Consider the following 15,000-nt stretch of genomic DNA (forward strand, 5'->3'; position numbering starts at 1 on the left):
GGTCGCGACGAATCGTAGATGCAGTCACCCCGAATTGGACAGACAGATCCTCGACACTGGCCAGACCGCTGGTGCGAGCGAGCCTCGCAATCTCCGACCGCCTCGCCTCCGACTCCCGGATGGCCATCGCTCCTCCCCCCTACAAACCCTGGTGCTTACTTGGAAACGAATGTGCTGGTTGCCAATTCGGCCGCCTGCCGCAGCGCTTCGACCATACTACCGGCCTCGGCGATGCCCTTACCTGCAATGTCGAAAGCGGTTCCGTGATCGACGGAGGTACGGATGACAGGTAACCCGACGGTGATGTTGACGCCGGCCTCGATCCCGAGAACCTTGACCGGGCCGTGCCCCTGATCGTGGTACATCGCAACGATCAAGTCGTAGTCCCCACGTCCAGCGAGGAAGAATGCCGTGTCCGCCGGCAGTGGGCCGTGGACGTCGATTCCTTCTGCCTTCAAGAGTTCGACGGCGGGAATGATCTTCTGCTCTTCCTCTCCGTACCCGAAAAGCCCGTTCTCCCCCGCATGCGGGTTGATCCCGCACACGCCGATTTTCGGAGATGGATTGCCCGTGCGCACCAAAGCTTCGTGACCTCGACGAATGGTCCTCTCGACCAGGCCGGGCTCGATCCTGGCAACTGCATCGAGCAGTCCGATGTGAGTGGTCACGTGAATCACTTTGAGCTTGGGGGTCGACAACATCATCGACACCTCCTCGGTACCGGTCAGGTGCGCAAGCAATTCCGTGTGTCCGGGATAGATGTGTCCTGCCGCATGCAGCGCTTCCTTGTTCAGCGGCGCCGTGCAGATCGACTGGACTTCACCGCGTACGGCGAGTTCGCTTGCGACGCGGATATATTGATAGGCCGCATCCCCCGCGACTGCCGACAGTTCACCCCAGGCGAGATCCTCGGGTAGCAAGTCCAGGTCGATGACGTTGATCCGTCCATCGTTGAATTCAGCATCCTTGATCTCCTCGATCGCGACCACGTCGACGTCTATTCCGAGCACCGTGGCAGCCAATCGCAAACGCTTCGCGTCGCCGACAACAAGAGGGCGGCAACGCTTTCTCGTTTCGGCGTCGAGGAGTGCGGGGACGATCACTTCCGGTCCGACGCCGGCGCCGTCGCCCATCGTGACAGCAATCAGCGGCAGTGGAGTGGATTCGATTGACATGGGATTAACCTCGTTGTCTGAAGGTGGACTGTCCGGAGCGTCGACCGGGATGGGGCGCGCGAGAAACTTCGTTATAGAGAAAAGACTGTGTGCATTCCCGAAACTGCCTGGCCGCGTGACGATGTACCGTCCGGTGCGGTCGACGGAAAGTACGGCGCCGTGTTCAATTTCGTAAATCGGTGACAGAGTGTCGATCCGCAGGCGGTCGAGAACGCTGCGCGCGGTTTCGCCACCGGTAAGAACCAAGTCGATCGGGTACTCGCTGTGGGAGAATCCTGCATCGACGGCAGCGATCAGATCGGCGAGAGCCGAAACGAGATGGACGGATTCTGCAGGCACGACAGGTCCACTTACCGAAACCACGACGTTTCCGCGATCCAGTGCGTTCAGAATCGGAAGCGGATCGACCGAATGCGCCAGGAGTTCAGCACTGTTCACTTCGATATGGTGCGCCCCTGAATCCCGAAGCAATGCCACTTGATCCCCGGCAGACGCATCCGCCGTCCCCACAACCACCAAAGTAGATCGAGAATCACGAAGAGATGGGCGCACGACGGGTGACTGCACGGTTCGTCGTCGTGCCACTGCCGTCGCGAGCGCCGAGGTTCCTACCAATCGAGAACCCCGAACCTCCTGTGCTGCAGCCACAATCAGTTCCAGATCACTGTCGGTCTCGACGTCGCAGATCGCCACCGACCTGGCTTCTGAGATCGACGCAAGAACCTGGCTCAACCGCCCGGAGCGAATGTCGTCCAGCGATACGCCAGAAGTAATTGCCGACGAGCCGAGCGCCTCCGCAATCGACCGAGGAGCCGGCTTCGACTCCGCGCGCCACAGGTCGGTGGCGTGCAACGCAACCCCATCGACCAACACCACCCCGTCTTGCACCGTGCGCCCTTGCCTGGGCAGTCCGGCGGCGACGATGACCGGGGATCCGTCGCGGGAGAGTTCTCCAACCTCCGCCGCTATGTTGCCCCTGAGCAGGGAATCGATCTTCTTGACGATCTCGGAGCCGTCAGACGATTGCAGAACTGATCTCACGTCACGAGAGGCTCTGGCGGGGTCGGATCGCCGTGAGTGCAGATCGAAAACCGTCACTCCTGATCCGCCGGGCGCACCTGGGCCGAGTCGAAGCGATATGCCCGAACTGCGGAGCAGAAATCCTGCGGCCGACTCCGCGGCTCCGGAAAGATCATCAGCGATGATTACCAGTGGTTTCATCGAATTCCTCGACCCCCTTTCGGTCTGAATCGAGTATGCGCAGCATCGCAACCGATGCGCGAAGTACGCAATCGAAGTTACGGGACTTGCGCGAAGTGCGCAACAGTGCCATTGTGAGCTGAGTTACAAGCGAGAGCCCGACGCGATTGTTCACCAACAGTCCGCTCGGAGCGTCGCCCCCACGCTGCCCCGTCAGGATCGAAAGGTCACCGATGACCAATACTCGTTTGCGAACACCACAGCTCTCCCGGCGATCCTTTCTGCAGTTCACCGGGCTGATCGGTGGCGCAACGCTTCTGGGCACGACTGCCGCGTGCGCCGGCCCTACCGGGAAGCCGACACAGGACACCCTGGTGCTCGGGCTCAACCGTTCGCTCGTCAGCCTCGACAACAAACTCAATCAATTCGACGCAGCAGTCACGGCTCAGCGAGGCGTCAGACAAGGTCTCACCCGGATCGGCGACAATCTGACACCGCAACTCGTTCTCGCTGACAGGTTCGAATCGACCGGCCCGACCGAGTGGACGGTTCGACTCCGCGAGGGCATCCGTTACTCCGACGGCACACCTGTGCTGATCGACGACGTCACGACGGCAATGCAGATGTACCAGCAGGTCAGCGGATCGTTTGTCGCACCGCAGTTCCCCGAGTGGCCGACGGTCGTCCCCATCGACGATCGCACCTTCATCCTTCGGACGAATTCCCCGGTGCCGGTTCTGGACTCGCTCATGTCCAACATCTTGATCACCCCGGCCGCTGCCAACGAACCCAACGAACTGCAGAGCGGAATCGGGTCTGGACCGTTCGTCGTCAGCGAATCGAACCGGGGCACCGGCGATTACACACTTGTCGCCAATGACAACTACTGGGGCCCGGCCCCTGGCGTTCGTCGTGTTCAGGTCCGCTTCATTCCCGAAGAGGCCGGCCGCGTCGTCGCACTTCGGAGCGGCGAGGTCGACGTCATCGACTCGATCAGTCCCGATTCCGCCGAACAACTCGCCGACCTGCCTGGTGTCCAGGTGGACACAGTGCCGAGCACACGCATCAACCAACTGTTCTTCAACTTCCGCAAGCCCGCCGATCACCCACTGTCCAATCCGCGTGTCCGAGAAGCTCTCACGTATGCCATCGACGGTGAGTCACTCGCTCGGGACGTGCTGATCGGATCCGCAGTCCCGGCCACCGGCCCCGCACCGTCGACCTTGGACGGAGCCGTGAAAACCGGTACTTACCAATATGATCCACGGAAAGCGCGGCAGATGCTCGAGGCCGAAGGCGCCGACGACCTCGAACTCACCTTCATCTGGGAAACCGGAGAGTTCACCAACGACGTCTCGGTGATGGAATCGGTACTCGAAATGATGAAGGCCGTGGGAGTACGCGTCAAACTCCAGCAGTTCGAACCGGGCGGTGACATCTCGTCCTGGCGCCAGGGCAAGACCGGCGACTGGGATGTGCTGGGCAACGGCTACGGCAACCAGACCGGACTTGCACTGACCACGTTGCAGGGGATGTACGCCGGCACAGCGGAGAAGGAAGCAACTCGCGACACCTATCACGGGTACGTCTTCCCCGAAATCACCGCGAAGATCCAAGCCGCATCCAGTGAACCAGACCCGACCAAGCGCGCCGCTCTACTCGACGCCGCACAACAAGACATCTGGAACACCTGGCCTTGCCTGTGGAGCTTCGTACCCAACGCACTCCTTGCGAAACGCACTCGTGTACAAAATGTTTCACTGACCCCGATCAACTCCTACGACCTCGGCGCCGTCCGATTGGAGGCCTGAGGCGATGACTCTCACCGCTCCGAAACCGCAAACCGCTCTCGGAATCTCTCCGCGTCGGCGCACAAGGATCAACCCGACCGTCAAATACGTGCTCAAACGCTTGGCACAGAGTGCCTTGACGATCTTCCTCACGCTCACAACAGTGTTCGTCCTGATCCGAATGGCTCCCGGCGATCCTGCCTACGCCTTGGCCGGACCGCTGGCCAGCACGGAGGATCTAGCACAAATCCGTGCTGACATGGGCTTGGACAAGTCGGTGTTCTCTCAATACCTGATCTACCTGTGGGACCTCGTCCATCTGAATCTCGGCACGTCGTACTCGTTCCAGGCGCCGGCCATGGACGTTGTCCTCGGCCGTCTCCCGTACACCATCACCCTTGCCGTCAGCTCCATTCTGTTGACCGCCGTGCTCTCGATTCCGCTGGGCGTGTGGATGGCCCGTCACGCGGACACCCGACGCGAACTCGGTGCGAACGTCGTAGCCGTCGGCGGGCAGTCCATGCCGGAGTTCTGGAGCGGCCTGATGCTGGTGACGATCTTCGCGGTCTTGATCCCAGTACTCCCGGCAGCCGGTTTCACCACATGGCCGTCGTTGATCCTGCCTACCGTCACCATCGCCATCCTTCAGATCGCGTTGATCTCCCGGATGGTTCGACGCGAAATGGTCTCGGCCTTCGCTTCTCCGTACATCACGGTCGCACGTTCTCGCGGAGTATCCGAACGCGAACTCACCTGGCGATATGCGATGCGTAATTCTGCGATTCCGATCGTCACCGCGCTGGGCACCAGATTTGCCGGAATGCTGAACGGCGTCGTGGTGGTCGAAGTCGTGTTCGCCTGGCCTGGTGTCGGCTCGCTGGTGGTCCGCGCACTCGAGACTCGCGACTACCCGCTCATCCAGGCCACCGTGCTTGTCACTGCGGTTCTCGCAGTGCTCGTGCAACTGGCAGTGGACCTCCTCTACCCCCTCCTGGATCCACGCGTGCGACTCGGAAAGGGCGCCAACTGATGACTACCGTCTTGGAACCTCCAACAACTCCACGCGCCAGCGTGGTCACCGAGGCAGACTTCGCACGCGCCGGAGCCACGCGCCGTAAGCGAGACAGCCGAGTCAAGATCTGGGCCGGCTCGCTCTGCGCGCTCCTGGTGATTCTTCCTGTTGCATTGGCGGGACTACTCCCCCTCGCAGATCCGAACCAGACCAACCTGAGCAGTCGACGGCTACCGCCCCTCACCGACGGCCATCTGTTCGGCACCGATCAGCTGGGACGAGATCTCCTCTCACGGATCCTGCACGGCGGCCAGGTGTCTCTGACGATCGGTATTCTCGCCGTGATCGTCTCCGGGGTCATCGGCATAGTCGCCGGATCCGCCGCGGGGTACTTCGGTGGTTGGGTCGACACCGTCATCTCCCGCCTACTCGAAGCACAGCTTTCTCTGCCTCTGCTGATGATGCTGCTTCTCGTCGTTGCGCTGTTCGGTCCGTCCATTCCCGTCATCACGTTTGTCATCGCGATCGCGCAGTGGCCCGAAGTCGCACGGTTGACTCGCTCATTGGTACTCGTCGAACGCGAAAAGCCTTACGTAGCTGCAGCTCGAGTCCTCGGACTTACTCGCATGGCAATTCTGCTTCGTCACGTCATTCCGAACATCGTCAAGCAGGCCTCGCTCGTCGTCCTGCTGCTGCTCGCGCAGGCCGTACTGCTGGAAAGTTCGTTGAGTTACCTCGGCGCCGGACCGCAACGTCCGTTCGCAACGTGGGGACGAATCATCGCCGACGGCCAGGACTACATCACCACGTCATGGTGGATCGTCACGTTGACCGGTCTGATGATCGTGCTGCTGGTCGTCGGAGTGAACCTACTCGGCGATGGTCTGCGCGATCGTCCTGCAGGTTCGAAACGACTGGGCGCAAGCCTGTTCGGGCGTGGCAACGCCCAGAAAGCAAAGGCGTGAGACATGGGCAATCTACTACGGGTCGACGACCTCCAGATCGAACTTGTCACGGCGAATGGCGTCATCCGAGCCGTCGACGGGGTGTCCTTCTGCATCGACGCCGGTGAAACCGTCACCATCATCGGTGAATCCGGCTCCGGAAAGTCGACCACGGCCATGGGAATCCTCGGACTGCTTCCGGACGATCTTGCCGTTCTTTCCGGGAAAGCCGTGTTCAAAGGCCAAGACATTCTCGGAAACACGAAGATCTTGAACGATATTCGTGGAAAACACATCGCCCTCATCCCCCAGGACCCGATGACGGCTCTGAGTCCCGTCCACACCATCGGCAGCCAACTTCGAGAAGCAGTGCGCCACAGCGGTGTGACCGCGAAGAAGCAGCAAATCGAGCGGGCAGTGCAACTGCTCGAGCAGGTACGCATTCCGTATCCGGATCAGCAACTCGACAAGTACCCGCATCAACTGTCGGGTGGAATGTTGCAGCGCGTCCTGATCGCCGGAGCTCTTGCTGCCGGCCCCGAACTGATCGTGGCCGACGAACCCACCAGCGCATTGGACGTCACCGTTCAGGCCGGGATTCTGGATCTATTGCTCGAATTGCAGGAGCGCACCGGGATCGGAATGCTGGTCATCACCCACGACCTCGGAGTCGCCCGACTCGTATCCGATCGCATCTACGTGATGAAGGACGGACGTTTTGTCGAGACCGGTAGCGCCGACGTTCTCGTCGACTCACCGCAAAGCGCCTACACACAAAAGCTTCTCGACGCCATACCGCACCTGGGGCCTTGGGATGGCGACCCCGCCCGTTCAACACAGATCGGAGCCTCGGCATGAACCCCCACGAAACGCCACTTCTCGCCGTCGAAGATCTCGTTGTCGAGTATCCGGTTCCCGACGGAGTTTTCCGAGCCGTGGATGCTGTGAGCTTCTCGGTGGAAAAGGGCAAGACCCTGGCCATCGTCGGCGAATCCGGATGTGGCAAGTCGACAATCGCTCGATCTATCGTCCGACTCCTCACACCGACCAGTGGACGCATTCTCGTCGACGGCAATGACATCGCGCAGATGTCGGAGAAGTCACTGCGCCCCTTCCGCTCTCGCGTTCAAATGGTGTTCCAAGATCCGTACGGATCGCTGGACCCCCATCTGACTGCCGAGGACATCATCGGAGAACCACTGCGCCTCAAAGGTGTTCGGAGCAAGTCTGAACGCGCCAAGGCAGCAGCAGAACTCGTCGATCGCGTTGGCCTGCCCAATTCGGCACTACACCGGCGTCCGGCAGAGTTCTCCGGTGGCCAACGTCAGCGCATCGGAATTGCCCGTGCACTTGCCAGCGGACCCGAGATCCTGGTCTGCGACGAAGCGACCAGCGCTCTCGACGTTTCGGTGCAAGCGCAGGTACTCGCGCTCCTACGTGAAATTCAGACCGATACCGGTCTGACGTACGTTTTCATCTCACACAACTTGGGCGTCGTCCGAGAAATCAGCGAGACCGTAGTCGTGATGTCGAAAGGAGCCATCGTCGAATCCGGTTCCACAGAAACAGTTCTCGCCAGTCCGCGCGAGCCGTACACCCGCGCACTACGAGGCGCTGCTCTCGATCCCACCACCATGGTCGGCATCAAACCACGCCACGTGGTGGCAGCCCTGTCCAAGAACTTACTAGCCAAGCAGACCGAATCACGAGGAGTTGCCTGATGACCGCCCCACTCGAGCTTCCGAAACTGGTGCTCGGCACTATGACCTTCGGAGATACGGTCGACATATCGGGTGCGGGATCGATGCTCGACGCAGCACTAGGCGCCGGTATCTCTCACATCGACACGGCCAACGGCTATGCGGGCGGTGAGTCCGAGCGCATGCTGGCAAAGCTCCTCCATGGCCGACGCGATTCCGTCACTCTGGCCACCAAAGCAGGAATGCCACACCCCGATGCCGGTGACAACAGCCCACTCTCGGCAAAGGGACTCCGAGCAAGCATCGAAGGAAGTCTGCGCAGACTCGACTCGGACTACGTCGACCTGTTCTATCTCCATCAGCCGGACCGAACCGTCACGCTGACCGAAACTCTTACCACCGTCGCGGAACTGGTTGCCGAGGGCAAGATCCGCACAATCGGCGTATCCAACTTTGCCGCGTGGCAAATCAGTGAAATCAACTACACCGCAGACACAGTCGGTGCTCCGCGACCGATCGTCGCACAACAGCTCTACAACTTGCTCGCGCGTCGCATCGAAGAAGAATACGCAGAATTCGCGGACGTGACCGGACTGACCACCATGGTCTACAACCCACTCGGTGGGGGCCTGCTCACCGGGCGCCACACCTTCGAGGAAAACCCCGTCGACGGCCGATTCGGCGACTCCCGTCTTGCGTCGATGTACAAGGAGCGATACTGGAACACACAGATCTTCGACGCCATTGCACAACTGACGGCGATCGCGGAACAGTCGGGCATCTCCCTGACCGAGCTTGCGTTGCGCTGGCTGGTCAGCAAGCCCGTCGCCGGATCGCTGCTCCTCGGAGGATCCAAAGTTACGCACCTCGAATCCAATATCGCGGCCATCGGGCGAGGTCCACTCGACGCCTCGACCGTCGAAGAGTGTGACCTAGTCGGTGCCGCCCTACGAGGCCCCATGCCCAACTACAACCGCTGAAACACCCGACCTTCATCAGGAAGAGTTCTTCACTATGTCAGCACAGGAATTCGCCGCACGTATCCGAGGACGCGAACGCATTCTCGGATACTGGTCCGTCATCGACAGTCCGGTCTCGACCGAATGGATTGCGCACGTCGGCTGGGACTACATTGCCCTCGACATGCAGCACGGCCTGATCGGCTATTCGGGGATGGTCGCCGGGCTCACCGCCATCGACTCGTCACCGTCCACTGTCGGGATGGTGCGCGTCGAGGCAAACAATCCGACGCCCATCGGCCGTGCACTCGACGCGGGCGCTGTGGGCGTCATCGTTCCGCTGATCAACAACGCCGAAGAGGCAGCGGCCGCCGTGGCAGCCGCCAAGTATCCGCCTTTCGGCATCCGCTCCTACGGACCCATGCGCTCGCAACTCCGTATCGGACCCGTTCCCGCCGACGCGAACCGCGACACCGTTGTATTTGCGATGATCGAGACCCCACAGGGTCTGGCGAACGTCGAAGAGATCTGCGCAGTGCCCGGTTTGGACGGCGTGTACGTCGGGCCGTCCGACCTACGAATCGCCGTCGGCGGTAAGCACTCCAACGATCCGGACGTTGCCGAGGAATTCGAAGCAGCGCTCACCCGGGTGCGCGAAGCTGCCGCCGTCAGCGGAGTCGCTGCGGGAATCCACACACCTTCCGGTCAGGTTGCGGCACAACGGCTCGGGGAGGGCTACACGTTCGCGACCGTGGCCTCGGACCTGACACATCTGGCGAACATCTCGGCTCAGCATTTGGATGCCGCCAAGTCCTGATCCGGGTACAAAAATGGCGATGCTCCCGCACTTGGTACGGGAGCATCGCCATTCTCGAACAAACTATCTCTGAATCGCCTTGATCTCGAGGAACTCTTCGAGCCCGAACGTGCCGGCCTCGCGCCCGACGCCCGACTGCTTGTACCCACCGAACGGAGCATTCGTGTTGAATGCTCCGCCGTTCACCTCGACCTGCCCGGCACGCAGTTGCCGTGCGACGCGATCCGCGCGATCGGGGTCACCTGACCAAACGCCACCGGCCAGTCCGTACTCGGTGCCGTTGGCGATACGCACTGCGTCGGCCTCGTCTTTGTAGCCCATGATCGAGAGGACCGGTCCGAAGATCTCCTCGCGCGCAATGGTCATGTCTTCGGTCACGTTCGCGAACACCGTCGGACCGACGAAATATCCACTGGCCAGACCAGTTTCGCGACCGTCGACAACCGCGGTGGCACCTTCCGACACACCCTTCTCGATGTATCCGCGAACGCGTCCCAGCTGATTCGCGTTCACCAGAGGACCAAGCACCGAAGTCGGCTGAGTCGGGTCACCTACCGGGAAATGAGCGGCGACCGCAGCAGCAATTGCCGCTGCCTCATCCACCTTCTCCGCGGGAACCAACATACGCGTCAGCGCCGAACAGGTCTGGCCCGAATTGATGAAGCACTTTGCGACGCCATCCGTGACAGCCTTTTCGAGATCGGCGTCGTCGAGAATGACGTTCGCCGACTTGCCGCCCAGCTCGAGCGAGACCTTCTTGATGGTGTCCGCGGCAACGATGGCCACTCGCTTGCCTGCCCGAGTCGACCCGGTGAAGGAGACCATGTCGACCTCAGGGTGGCCGGCGATGGCTTCACCCACTACCGGGCCGTAGCCACTCACCAGATTGAATACACCTGCAGGCAAACCAATTTCGTCGAAGATGTCAGCGAGAGCGTACGTGATGAGTGGCGCAACCTCGGTCGGCTTGAGAACCACGGTGCAGCCCGCGGCGAGCGCACCGCCGACCTTCAAGACAACTTGGTGGAGCGGGAAGTTCCAGGGAGTGATGGCGCCGACAACACCCGCAGGTTCGCGAACAATCAGCGAATTCCCGACCTCGTGAGCGTCGAAATCATAAGTGCGAGCCAATTCGGCAAATGCATTCAAATTCGCGAGCGGCATTCCGATTTGTACGGGCTTCGCGAATCCGATCGGCATTCCCATATCCTGCGAAACAAGCGCCGCAAGATCATCGGTGCGTTCGGCAATTATCGCCGCGGCCTTGGAAAGATATTCGGCGCGCTCACCGCCGGATAGTGCAGACCAGGCAGGGAACGCCTTTCGTGCTGCCTTCGCGGCCGCGTTGACATCTTCGACAGTGCCTTCGGCGACAGTTCCTATCAGCTCTTCGGTAGCCGGATTGAGAACGTCGATCCGACCGCTGCCAGTGGATTCGATCCAGGCGCCATCAACATAGATTTTGGTGCGGTCGAGAATATCGGTCATCGAAGCCTCCGTAGTCATCACGCGTGCACAGGTGAGGTGGGCCCGATCACACGGGGCACCTCTTCCGAGCCTAGCCACGCTCGACGGGTTCCGTGGCGGGTTGGTGTCGCGATTGACCGTCGACTGACGAGACCTGTGGTGAGCGCAGGCTTTTCGCGGATCGCGTGAACGTACCGTTCCCCTCGCTGAAGAGGGTGAGAGTGTCGTTCACTCGATCCCGGACGGGGTGGTGAGCCGGCCGTGCGCTTCTGCTCGTGATGGTGTGAACGGTACGTTCCGTCGATCTGAGGCGACGAACGTACCGTTCGCTCGAAGTCGGGGGTGCAGGCGACGGGATGTTTCGGGGTGTTTTGGGTACGAGAAAGCCCCCCAACCATCACTGGTTGGGGGGCTTCTCGTAATTTGTGTTCGGCGGTGTCCTACTCTCCCACACCCTGTCGAGTGCAGTACCATCGGCGCTGAAGGGCTTAGCTTCCGGGTTCGGAATGGGACCGGGCGTTTCCCCTTCGCTATGACCGCCGTAACTCTATGAAACTGTCACAGTAACCAACTTCTGATCACCTGGTTTCACCGTGCACCAACCCGAACCCGTTACCGGGTGGATGGATGACGGAGAAAACAGAGTTTCTCATCAGTATCTGTGTGTTGTTTCAGATACCGCACAGTGGACGCGTAGCTTCTTTGTGGTAAGTCCTCGGCCTATTAGTACCAGTCACCTGCATGCATTACTGCACTTCCAGTTCTGGCCTATCAACCCGGTGGTCTGCCGGGGGCCTTACCCCCTCGAGGGGGTGAGAAACCTCATCTTGGAACAGGCTTCCCGCTTAGATGCTTTCAGCGGTTATCCCTTCCGAACGTAGCTAACCAGCGGTGCTCCTGGCGGAACAACTGGCACACCAGAGGTTCGTCCGTCCCGGTCCTCTCGTACTAGGGACAGCCTTCCTCAAGTTTCTAACGCGCGCGGCGGATAGAGACCGAACTGTCTCACGACGTTCTAAACCCAGCTCGCGTGCCGCTTTAATGGGCGAACAGCCCAACCCTTGGGACCTACTCCAGCCCCAGGATGCGACGAGCCGACATCGAGGTGCCAAACCATCCCGTCGATATGGACTCTTGGGGAAGATCAGCCTGTTATCCCCGGGGTACCTTTTATCCGTTGAGCGACACCGCTTCCACTTGCCGGTGCCGGATCACTAGTCCCGACTTTCGTCCCTGCTCGACCTGTCAGTCTCACAGTCAAGCTCCCTTGTGCACTTGCACTCGACACCTGATTGCCAACCAGGCTGAGGGAACCTTTGGGCGCCTCCGTTACATTTTGGGAGGCAACCGCCCCAGTTAAACTACCCACCAGGCACTGTCCCTGAACCAGATCATGGTCCGAGGTTAGAGGTCCAATTCGATCAGAGTGGTATTTCAACAACGACTCCACGATAACTGGCGTCACCGTTTCACAGTCTCCCACCTATCCTACACAAACCGAACCGAACACCAATACCAAGCTGTAGTGAAGGTCCCGGGGTCTTTTCGTCCTGCCGCGCGTAACGAGCATCTTTACTCGTAATGCAATTTCGCCGAGTCTACGGTTGAGACAGCTGAGAAGTCGTTACGCCATTCGTGCAGGTCGGAACTTACCCGACAAGGAATTTCGCTACCTTAGGATGGTTATAGTTACCACCGCCGTTTACTGGGGCTTAAATTCTCAGCTTCGCTCCCGAAGGAACTAACCGGTCCTCTTAACCTTCCAGCACCGGGCAGGCGTCAGTCCGTATACATCGTCTTACGACTTCGCACGGACCTGTGTTTTTAGTAAACAGTCGCTTCTCACTGGTCTCTGCGGCCCCACCCAGCTCAGACAGTAAATGTCGTCACCAAACAGGGCCCCCCTTCTCCCGAAGTTACGGGGGCATTTTGCCGAGTTCCTTAACCATAGTTATCTCGATCGCCTTAGTATTCTCTACCTGACCACCTGTGTCGGTTTGGGGTACGGGCCGTGTGAAAGCTCGCTAGAGGCTTTTCTCGGCAGCATAGGATCACTGAATTCGCCTCAATCGGCTACGCATCACGTCTCAGGCTATGTGTGACCCGGATTTGCCTAGGTCACGCCCTACACGCTTACACCAGTATTACCACTGACTGGCTCAGCTACCTTCCTGCGTCACCCCATCGCTTGGCTACTACCAGATCAGGTCCCATGCATCCACCAACTCGAGACCCGAAGGTCTTCTCGTGGCTTCAGGATGGTTAGTATCACTGATTCACCATGGGCGCGTTCACACGGGTACGGGAATATCAACCCGTTGTCCATCGGCTACGCCTGTCGGCCTCGTCTTAGGTCCCGACTCACCCTGGGCGGATTAACCTGGCCCAGGAACCCTTGGTCATTCGGCGGACGAGTTTCTCACTCGTCTTTCGCTACTCATGCCTGCATTCTCACTCGTGTGGCCTCCACGGCTAGGTCACCCTGCCGCTTCCATGGCCACACGACGCTCCCCTACCCATCCACACACCTGCCCAACACTCCGCAGAGTGAAGGGGGGCTATTGCGTGAATGCCGCAGCTTCGGTGGTGTACTTGAGCCCCGCTACATTGTCGGCGCAGGATCACTTGACCAGTGAGCTATTACGCACTCTTTCAAGGGTGGCTGCTTCTAAGCCAACCTCCTGGTTGTCTTCGCGACCCCACATCCTTTTCCACTTAGTACACGCTTAGGGACCTTAGCTGGCGATCTGGGCTGTTTCCCTCTCGACTACGAACCTTATCGCCCGCAGTCTCACTGCCGCGCTCTCACTCACCGGCATTCGGAGTTTGGCTGATTTCGGTAAGCTTGTGGGCCCCCTAGACCATCCAGTAGCTCTACCTCCGGTGAGAAACACGCGACGCTGCACCTAAATGCATTTCGGGGAGAACCAGCTATCACGGAGTTTGATTGGCCTTTCACCCCTACCCACAACTCATCCCCTCAGTTTTCAACCTAAGTGGGTTCGGTCCTCCACGACGTCTTACCGTCGCTTCAACCTGGCCATGGGTAGATCACTCCGCTTCGGGTCTAGAGCATGCCACTACGATCGCCCTATTCGGACTCGCTTTCGCTACGGCTACCCCACACGGGTTAACCTCGCGACATGCCACTAACTCGCAGGCTCATTCTTCAAAAGGCACGCCATCACCCCCAACAGTAAACTGTTCGAAGGCTCTGACGGATTGTAAGCGCACGGTTTCAGGTACTATTTCACTCCCCTCCCGGGGTACTTTTCACCTTTCCCTCACGGTACTAGTCCGCTATCGGTCACCAGGGAGTATTCAGGCTTATCGGGTGGTCCCGACAGATTCACACCAGATTTCACGGGCCCGGTGCTACTTGGGTTTCCATTACAACAGTCACAAAGTTTTCGTGTACGGGATTCTCACCCTCTACGACAGGCCGTTCCAGACCACTTCCACTAACCCTGTGATTTCTTACTGTTGGCCTGCTCGGCAGAACAGACAAAATGAACCCCACAACCCCACGAATGCAACACCTGCCGGCTATCACACACCCATGGTTTAGCCTCTTCCGCTTTCGCTCGCCACTACTCACGGAATCACGGTTGTTTTCTCTTCCTGTGGGTACTGAGATGTTTCACTTCCCCACGTTCCCTCCACACGCCCTATATATTCAGGCGCGGGTAACACGACATCACTCGTGCTGGGTTTCCCCATTCGGACATCCTCGGATCACAGCTCGGTTGACAGCTCCCCGAGGCTTATCGCAGCCTCCTACGTCCTTCATCGGCTCCTGGTGCCAAGGCATCCACCGTACGCTCTTCATTACTTACAACAAAGATGCTCGCGTCCACTGTGCAGTTCTCAAACAACACACAAACAACCACCTCACGCAGACACCAACACCCACCAAAGTGGACCGGTATGACCTGC

10 protein-coding genes and 2 rRNA genes (1 of these 12 only partly in view) are annotated in these 15,000 nt (G+C 59.6%); 7 read left to right on the top strand and 5 right to left on the bottom strand.

All coding sequences use genetic code 11. The annotated features are described in order from the left end of the window. Together CPI83_RS26240 and pdxA are read right to left on the bottom strand one after the other, a co-directional pair. Positions 1-127, bottom strand: partial view of a DeoR/GlpR family DNA-binding transcription regulator gene (locus CPI83_RS26240; protein WP_029254353.1) — the 5' end (the start) only. It extends 641 nt beyond the left edge of the window; 127 of the gene's 768 nt are visible here — the first part of the coding sequence; the start codon lies at positions 125-127; its stop codon lies beyond the left edge, outside the window. 28 nt (positions 128-155) lie between these two features. Next, positions 156-2,396, bottom strand: a complete 2,241-nt coding sequence (gene pdxA, locus CPI83_RS26245; protein WP_097387954.1) for a 4-hydroxythreonine-4-phosphate dehydrogenase PdxA — start codon at positions 2,394-2,396, stop codon at positions 156-158. A 212-nt stretch (positions 2,397-2,608) separates the two neighbouring features. Here pdxA and CPI83_RS26255 point away from each other — a divergent pair, with 212 nt between their 5' ends. From CPI83_RS26255 to CPI83_RS26285, 7 genes are read left to right on the top strand one after another with little or no spacing between them, the layout of a single operon-like run. Then, positions 2,609-4,186: an ABC transporter substrate-binding protein gene (locus tag CPI83_RS26255; protein WP_007732494.1), complete on the top strand. Its 1,578-nt coding sequence runs from the start codon at positions 2,609-2,611 to the stop codon at positions 4,184-4,186. A gap of 4 nt (positions 4,187-4,190) precedes the next feature. Further along, positions 4,191-5,195, top strand: coding sequence for an ABC transporter permease (locus CPI83_RS26260; RefSeq protein ID WP_007732496.1), 1,005 nt, complete (start codon positions 4,191-4,193; stop codon positions 5,193-5,195). Beyond that, positions 5,195-6,142, top strand: a complete 948-nt coding sequence (locus CPI83_RS26265; protein ID WP_097387956.1) for an ABC transporter permease — start codon at positions 5,195-5,197, stop codon at positions 6,140-6,142. The genes CPI83_RS26260 and CPI83_RS26265 overlap by 1 nt, the downstream gene beginning before the upstream one ends. 3 nt (positions 6,143-6,145) lie before the next feature. Next, positions 6,146-6,979, top strand: a complete 834-nt coding sequence (locus tag CPI83_RS26270; protein ID WP_003941421.1) for an ABC transporter ATP-binding protein — start codon at positions 6,146-6,148, stop codon at positions 6,977-6,979. Continuing rightward, complete coding sequence (locus CPI83_RS26275; RefSeq protein WP_051253226.1) at positions 6,976-7,842, top strand: ATP-binding cassette domain-containing protein; 867 nt, start codon at positions 6,976-6,978, stop codon at positions 7,840-7,842. The genes CPI83_RS26270 and CPI83_RS26275 overlap by 4 nt, the downstream gene beginning before the upstream one ends. Then, positions 7,842-8,801 (top strand): aldo/keto reductase, encoded by a 960-nt coding sequence (locus CPI83_RS26280; protein WP_030538044.1) that lies wholly within the window; start codon positions 7,842-7,844, stop codon positions 8,799-8,801. Before CPI83_RS26275 ends, CPI83_RS26280 begins: the two co-directional genes overlap by 1 nt. Positions 8,802-8,835: 34 nt before the next feature. Then, a complete protein-coding gene (locus CPI83_RS26285; RefSeq protein ID WP_019746656.1) occupies positions 8,836-9,597 on the top strand; it encodes an aldolase/citrate lyase family protein in 762 nt (253 codons plus the stop codon). A gap of 63 nt (positions 9,598-9,660) precedes the next feature. On the opposite strand, the gene CPI83_RS26290 is transcribed toward CPI83_RS26285, so the two are convergent. The 3 genes from CPI83_RS26290 to CPI83_RS26300 form a co-directional block, all read right to left on the bottom strand. Then, a complete protein-coding gene (locus CPI83_RS26290; protein ID WP_097388255.1) occupies positions 9,661-11,085 on the bottom strand; it encodes an aldehyde dehydrogenase family protein in 1,425 nt (474 codons plus the stop codon). A gap of 406 nt (positions 11,086-11,491) precedes the next feature. Then, positions 11,492-11,608: ribosomal RNA gene (gene rrf / locus CPI83_RS26295) — 5S ribosomal RNA — on the bottom strand. A 159-nt stretch (positions 11,609-11,767) separates the two neighbouring features. Continuing rightward, positions 11,768-14,902, bottom strand: a 23S ribosomal RNA gene (locus tag CPI83_RS26300). Between the last annotated feature and the right edge of the window lie 98 nt (positions 14,903-15,000).

The organism is Rhodococcus sp. H-CA8f (genome assembly GCF_002501585.1).
Lineage (GTDB): Bacteria > Actinomycetota > Actinomycetes > Mycobacteriales > Mycobacteriaceae > Rhodococcus_F > Rhodococcus_F erythropolis.

Coding starts and splice junctions, on each gene's coding strand:
- CPI83_RS26260 (WP_007732496.1), top strand. CDS start 4,191: ATGACTCTCACCGCTCCGAAACCGCAAACCGCTCTCGGAATCTCTCCG.
- CPI83_RS26275 (WP_051253226.1), top strand. CDS start 6,976: ATGAACCCCCACGAAACGCCACTTCTCGCCGTCGAAGATCTCGTTGTC.
- CPI83_RS26270 (WP_003941421.1), top strand. CDS start 6,146: ATGGGCAATCTACTACGGGTCGACGACCTCCAGATCGAACTTGTCACG.
- CPI83_RS26280 (WP_030538044.1), top strand. CDS start 7,842: ATGACCGCCCCACTCGAGCTTCCGAAACTGGTGCTCGGCACTATGACC.
- CPI83_RS26285 (WP_019746656.1), top strand. CDS start 8,836: ATGTCAGCACAGGAATTCGCCGCACGTATCCGAGGACGCGAACGCATT.
- CPI83_RS26255 (WP_007732494.1), top strand. CDS start 2,609: ATGACCAATACTCGTTTGCGAACACCACAGCTCTCCCGGCGATCCTTT.
- CPI83_RS26265 (WP_097387956.1), top strand. CDS start 5,195: ATGACTACCGTCTTGGAACCTCCAACAACTCCACGCGCCAGCGTGGTC.
- CPI83_RS26290 (WP_097388255.1), bottom strand. CDS start 11,085: ATGACCGATATTCTCGACCGCACCAAAATCTATGTTGATGGCGCCTGG.
- pdxA (WP_097387954.1), bottom strand. CDS start 2,396: ATGAAACCACTGGTAATCATCGCTGATGATCTTTCCGGAGCCGCGGAG.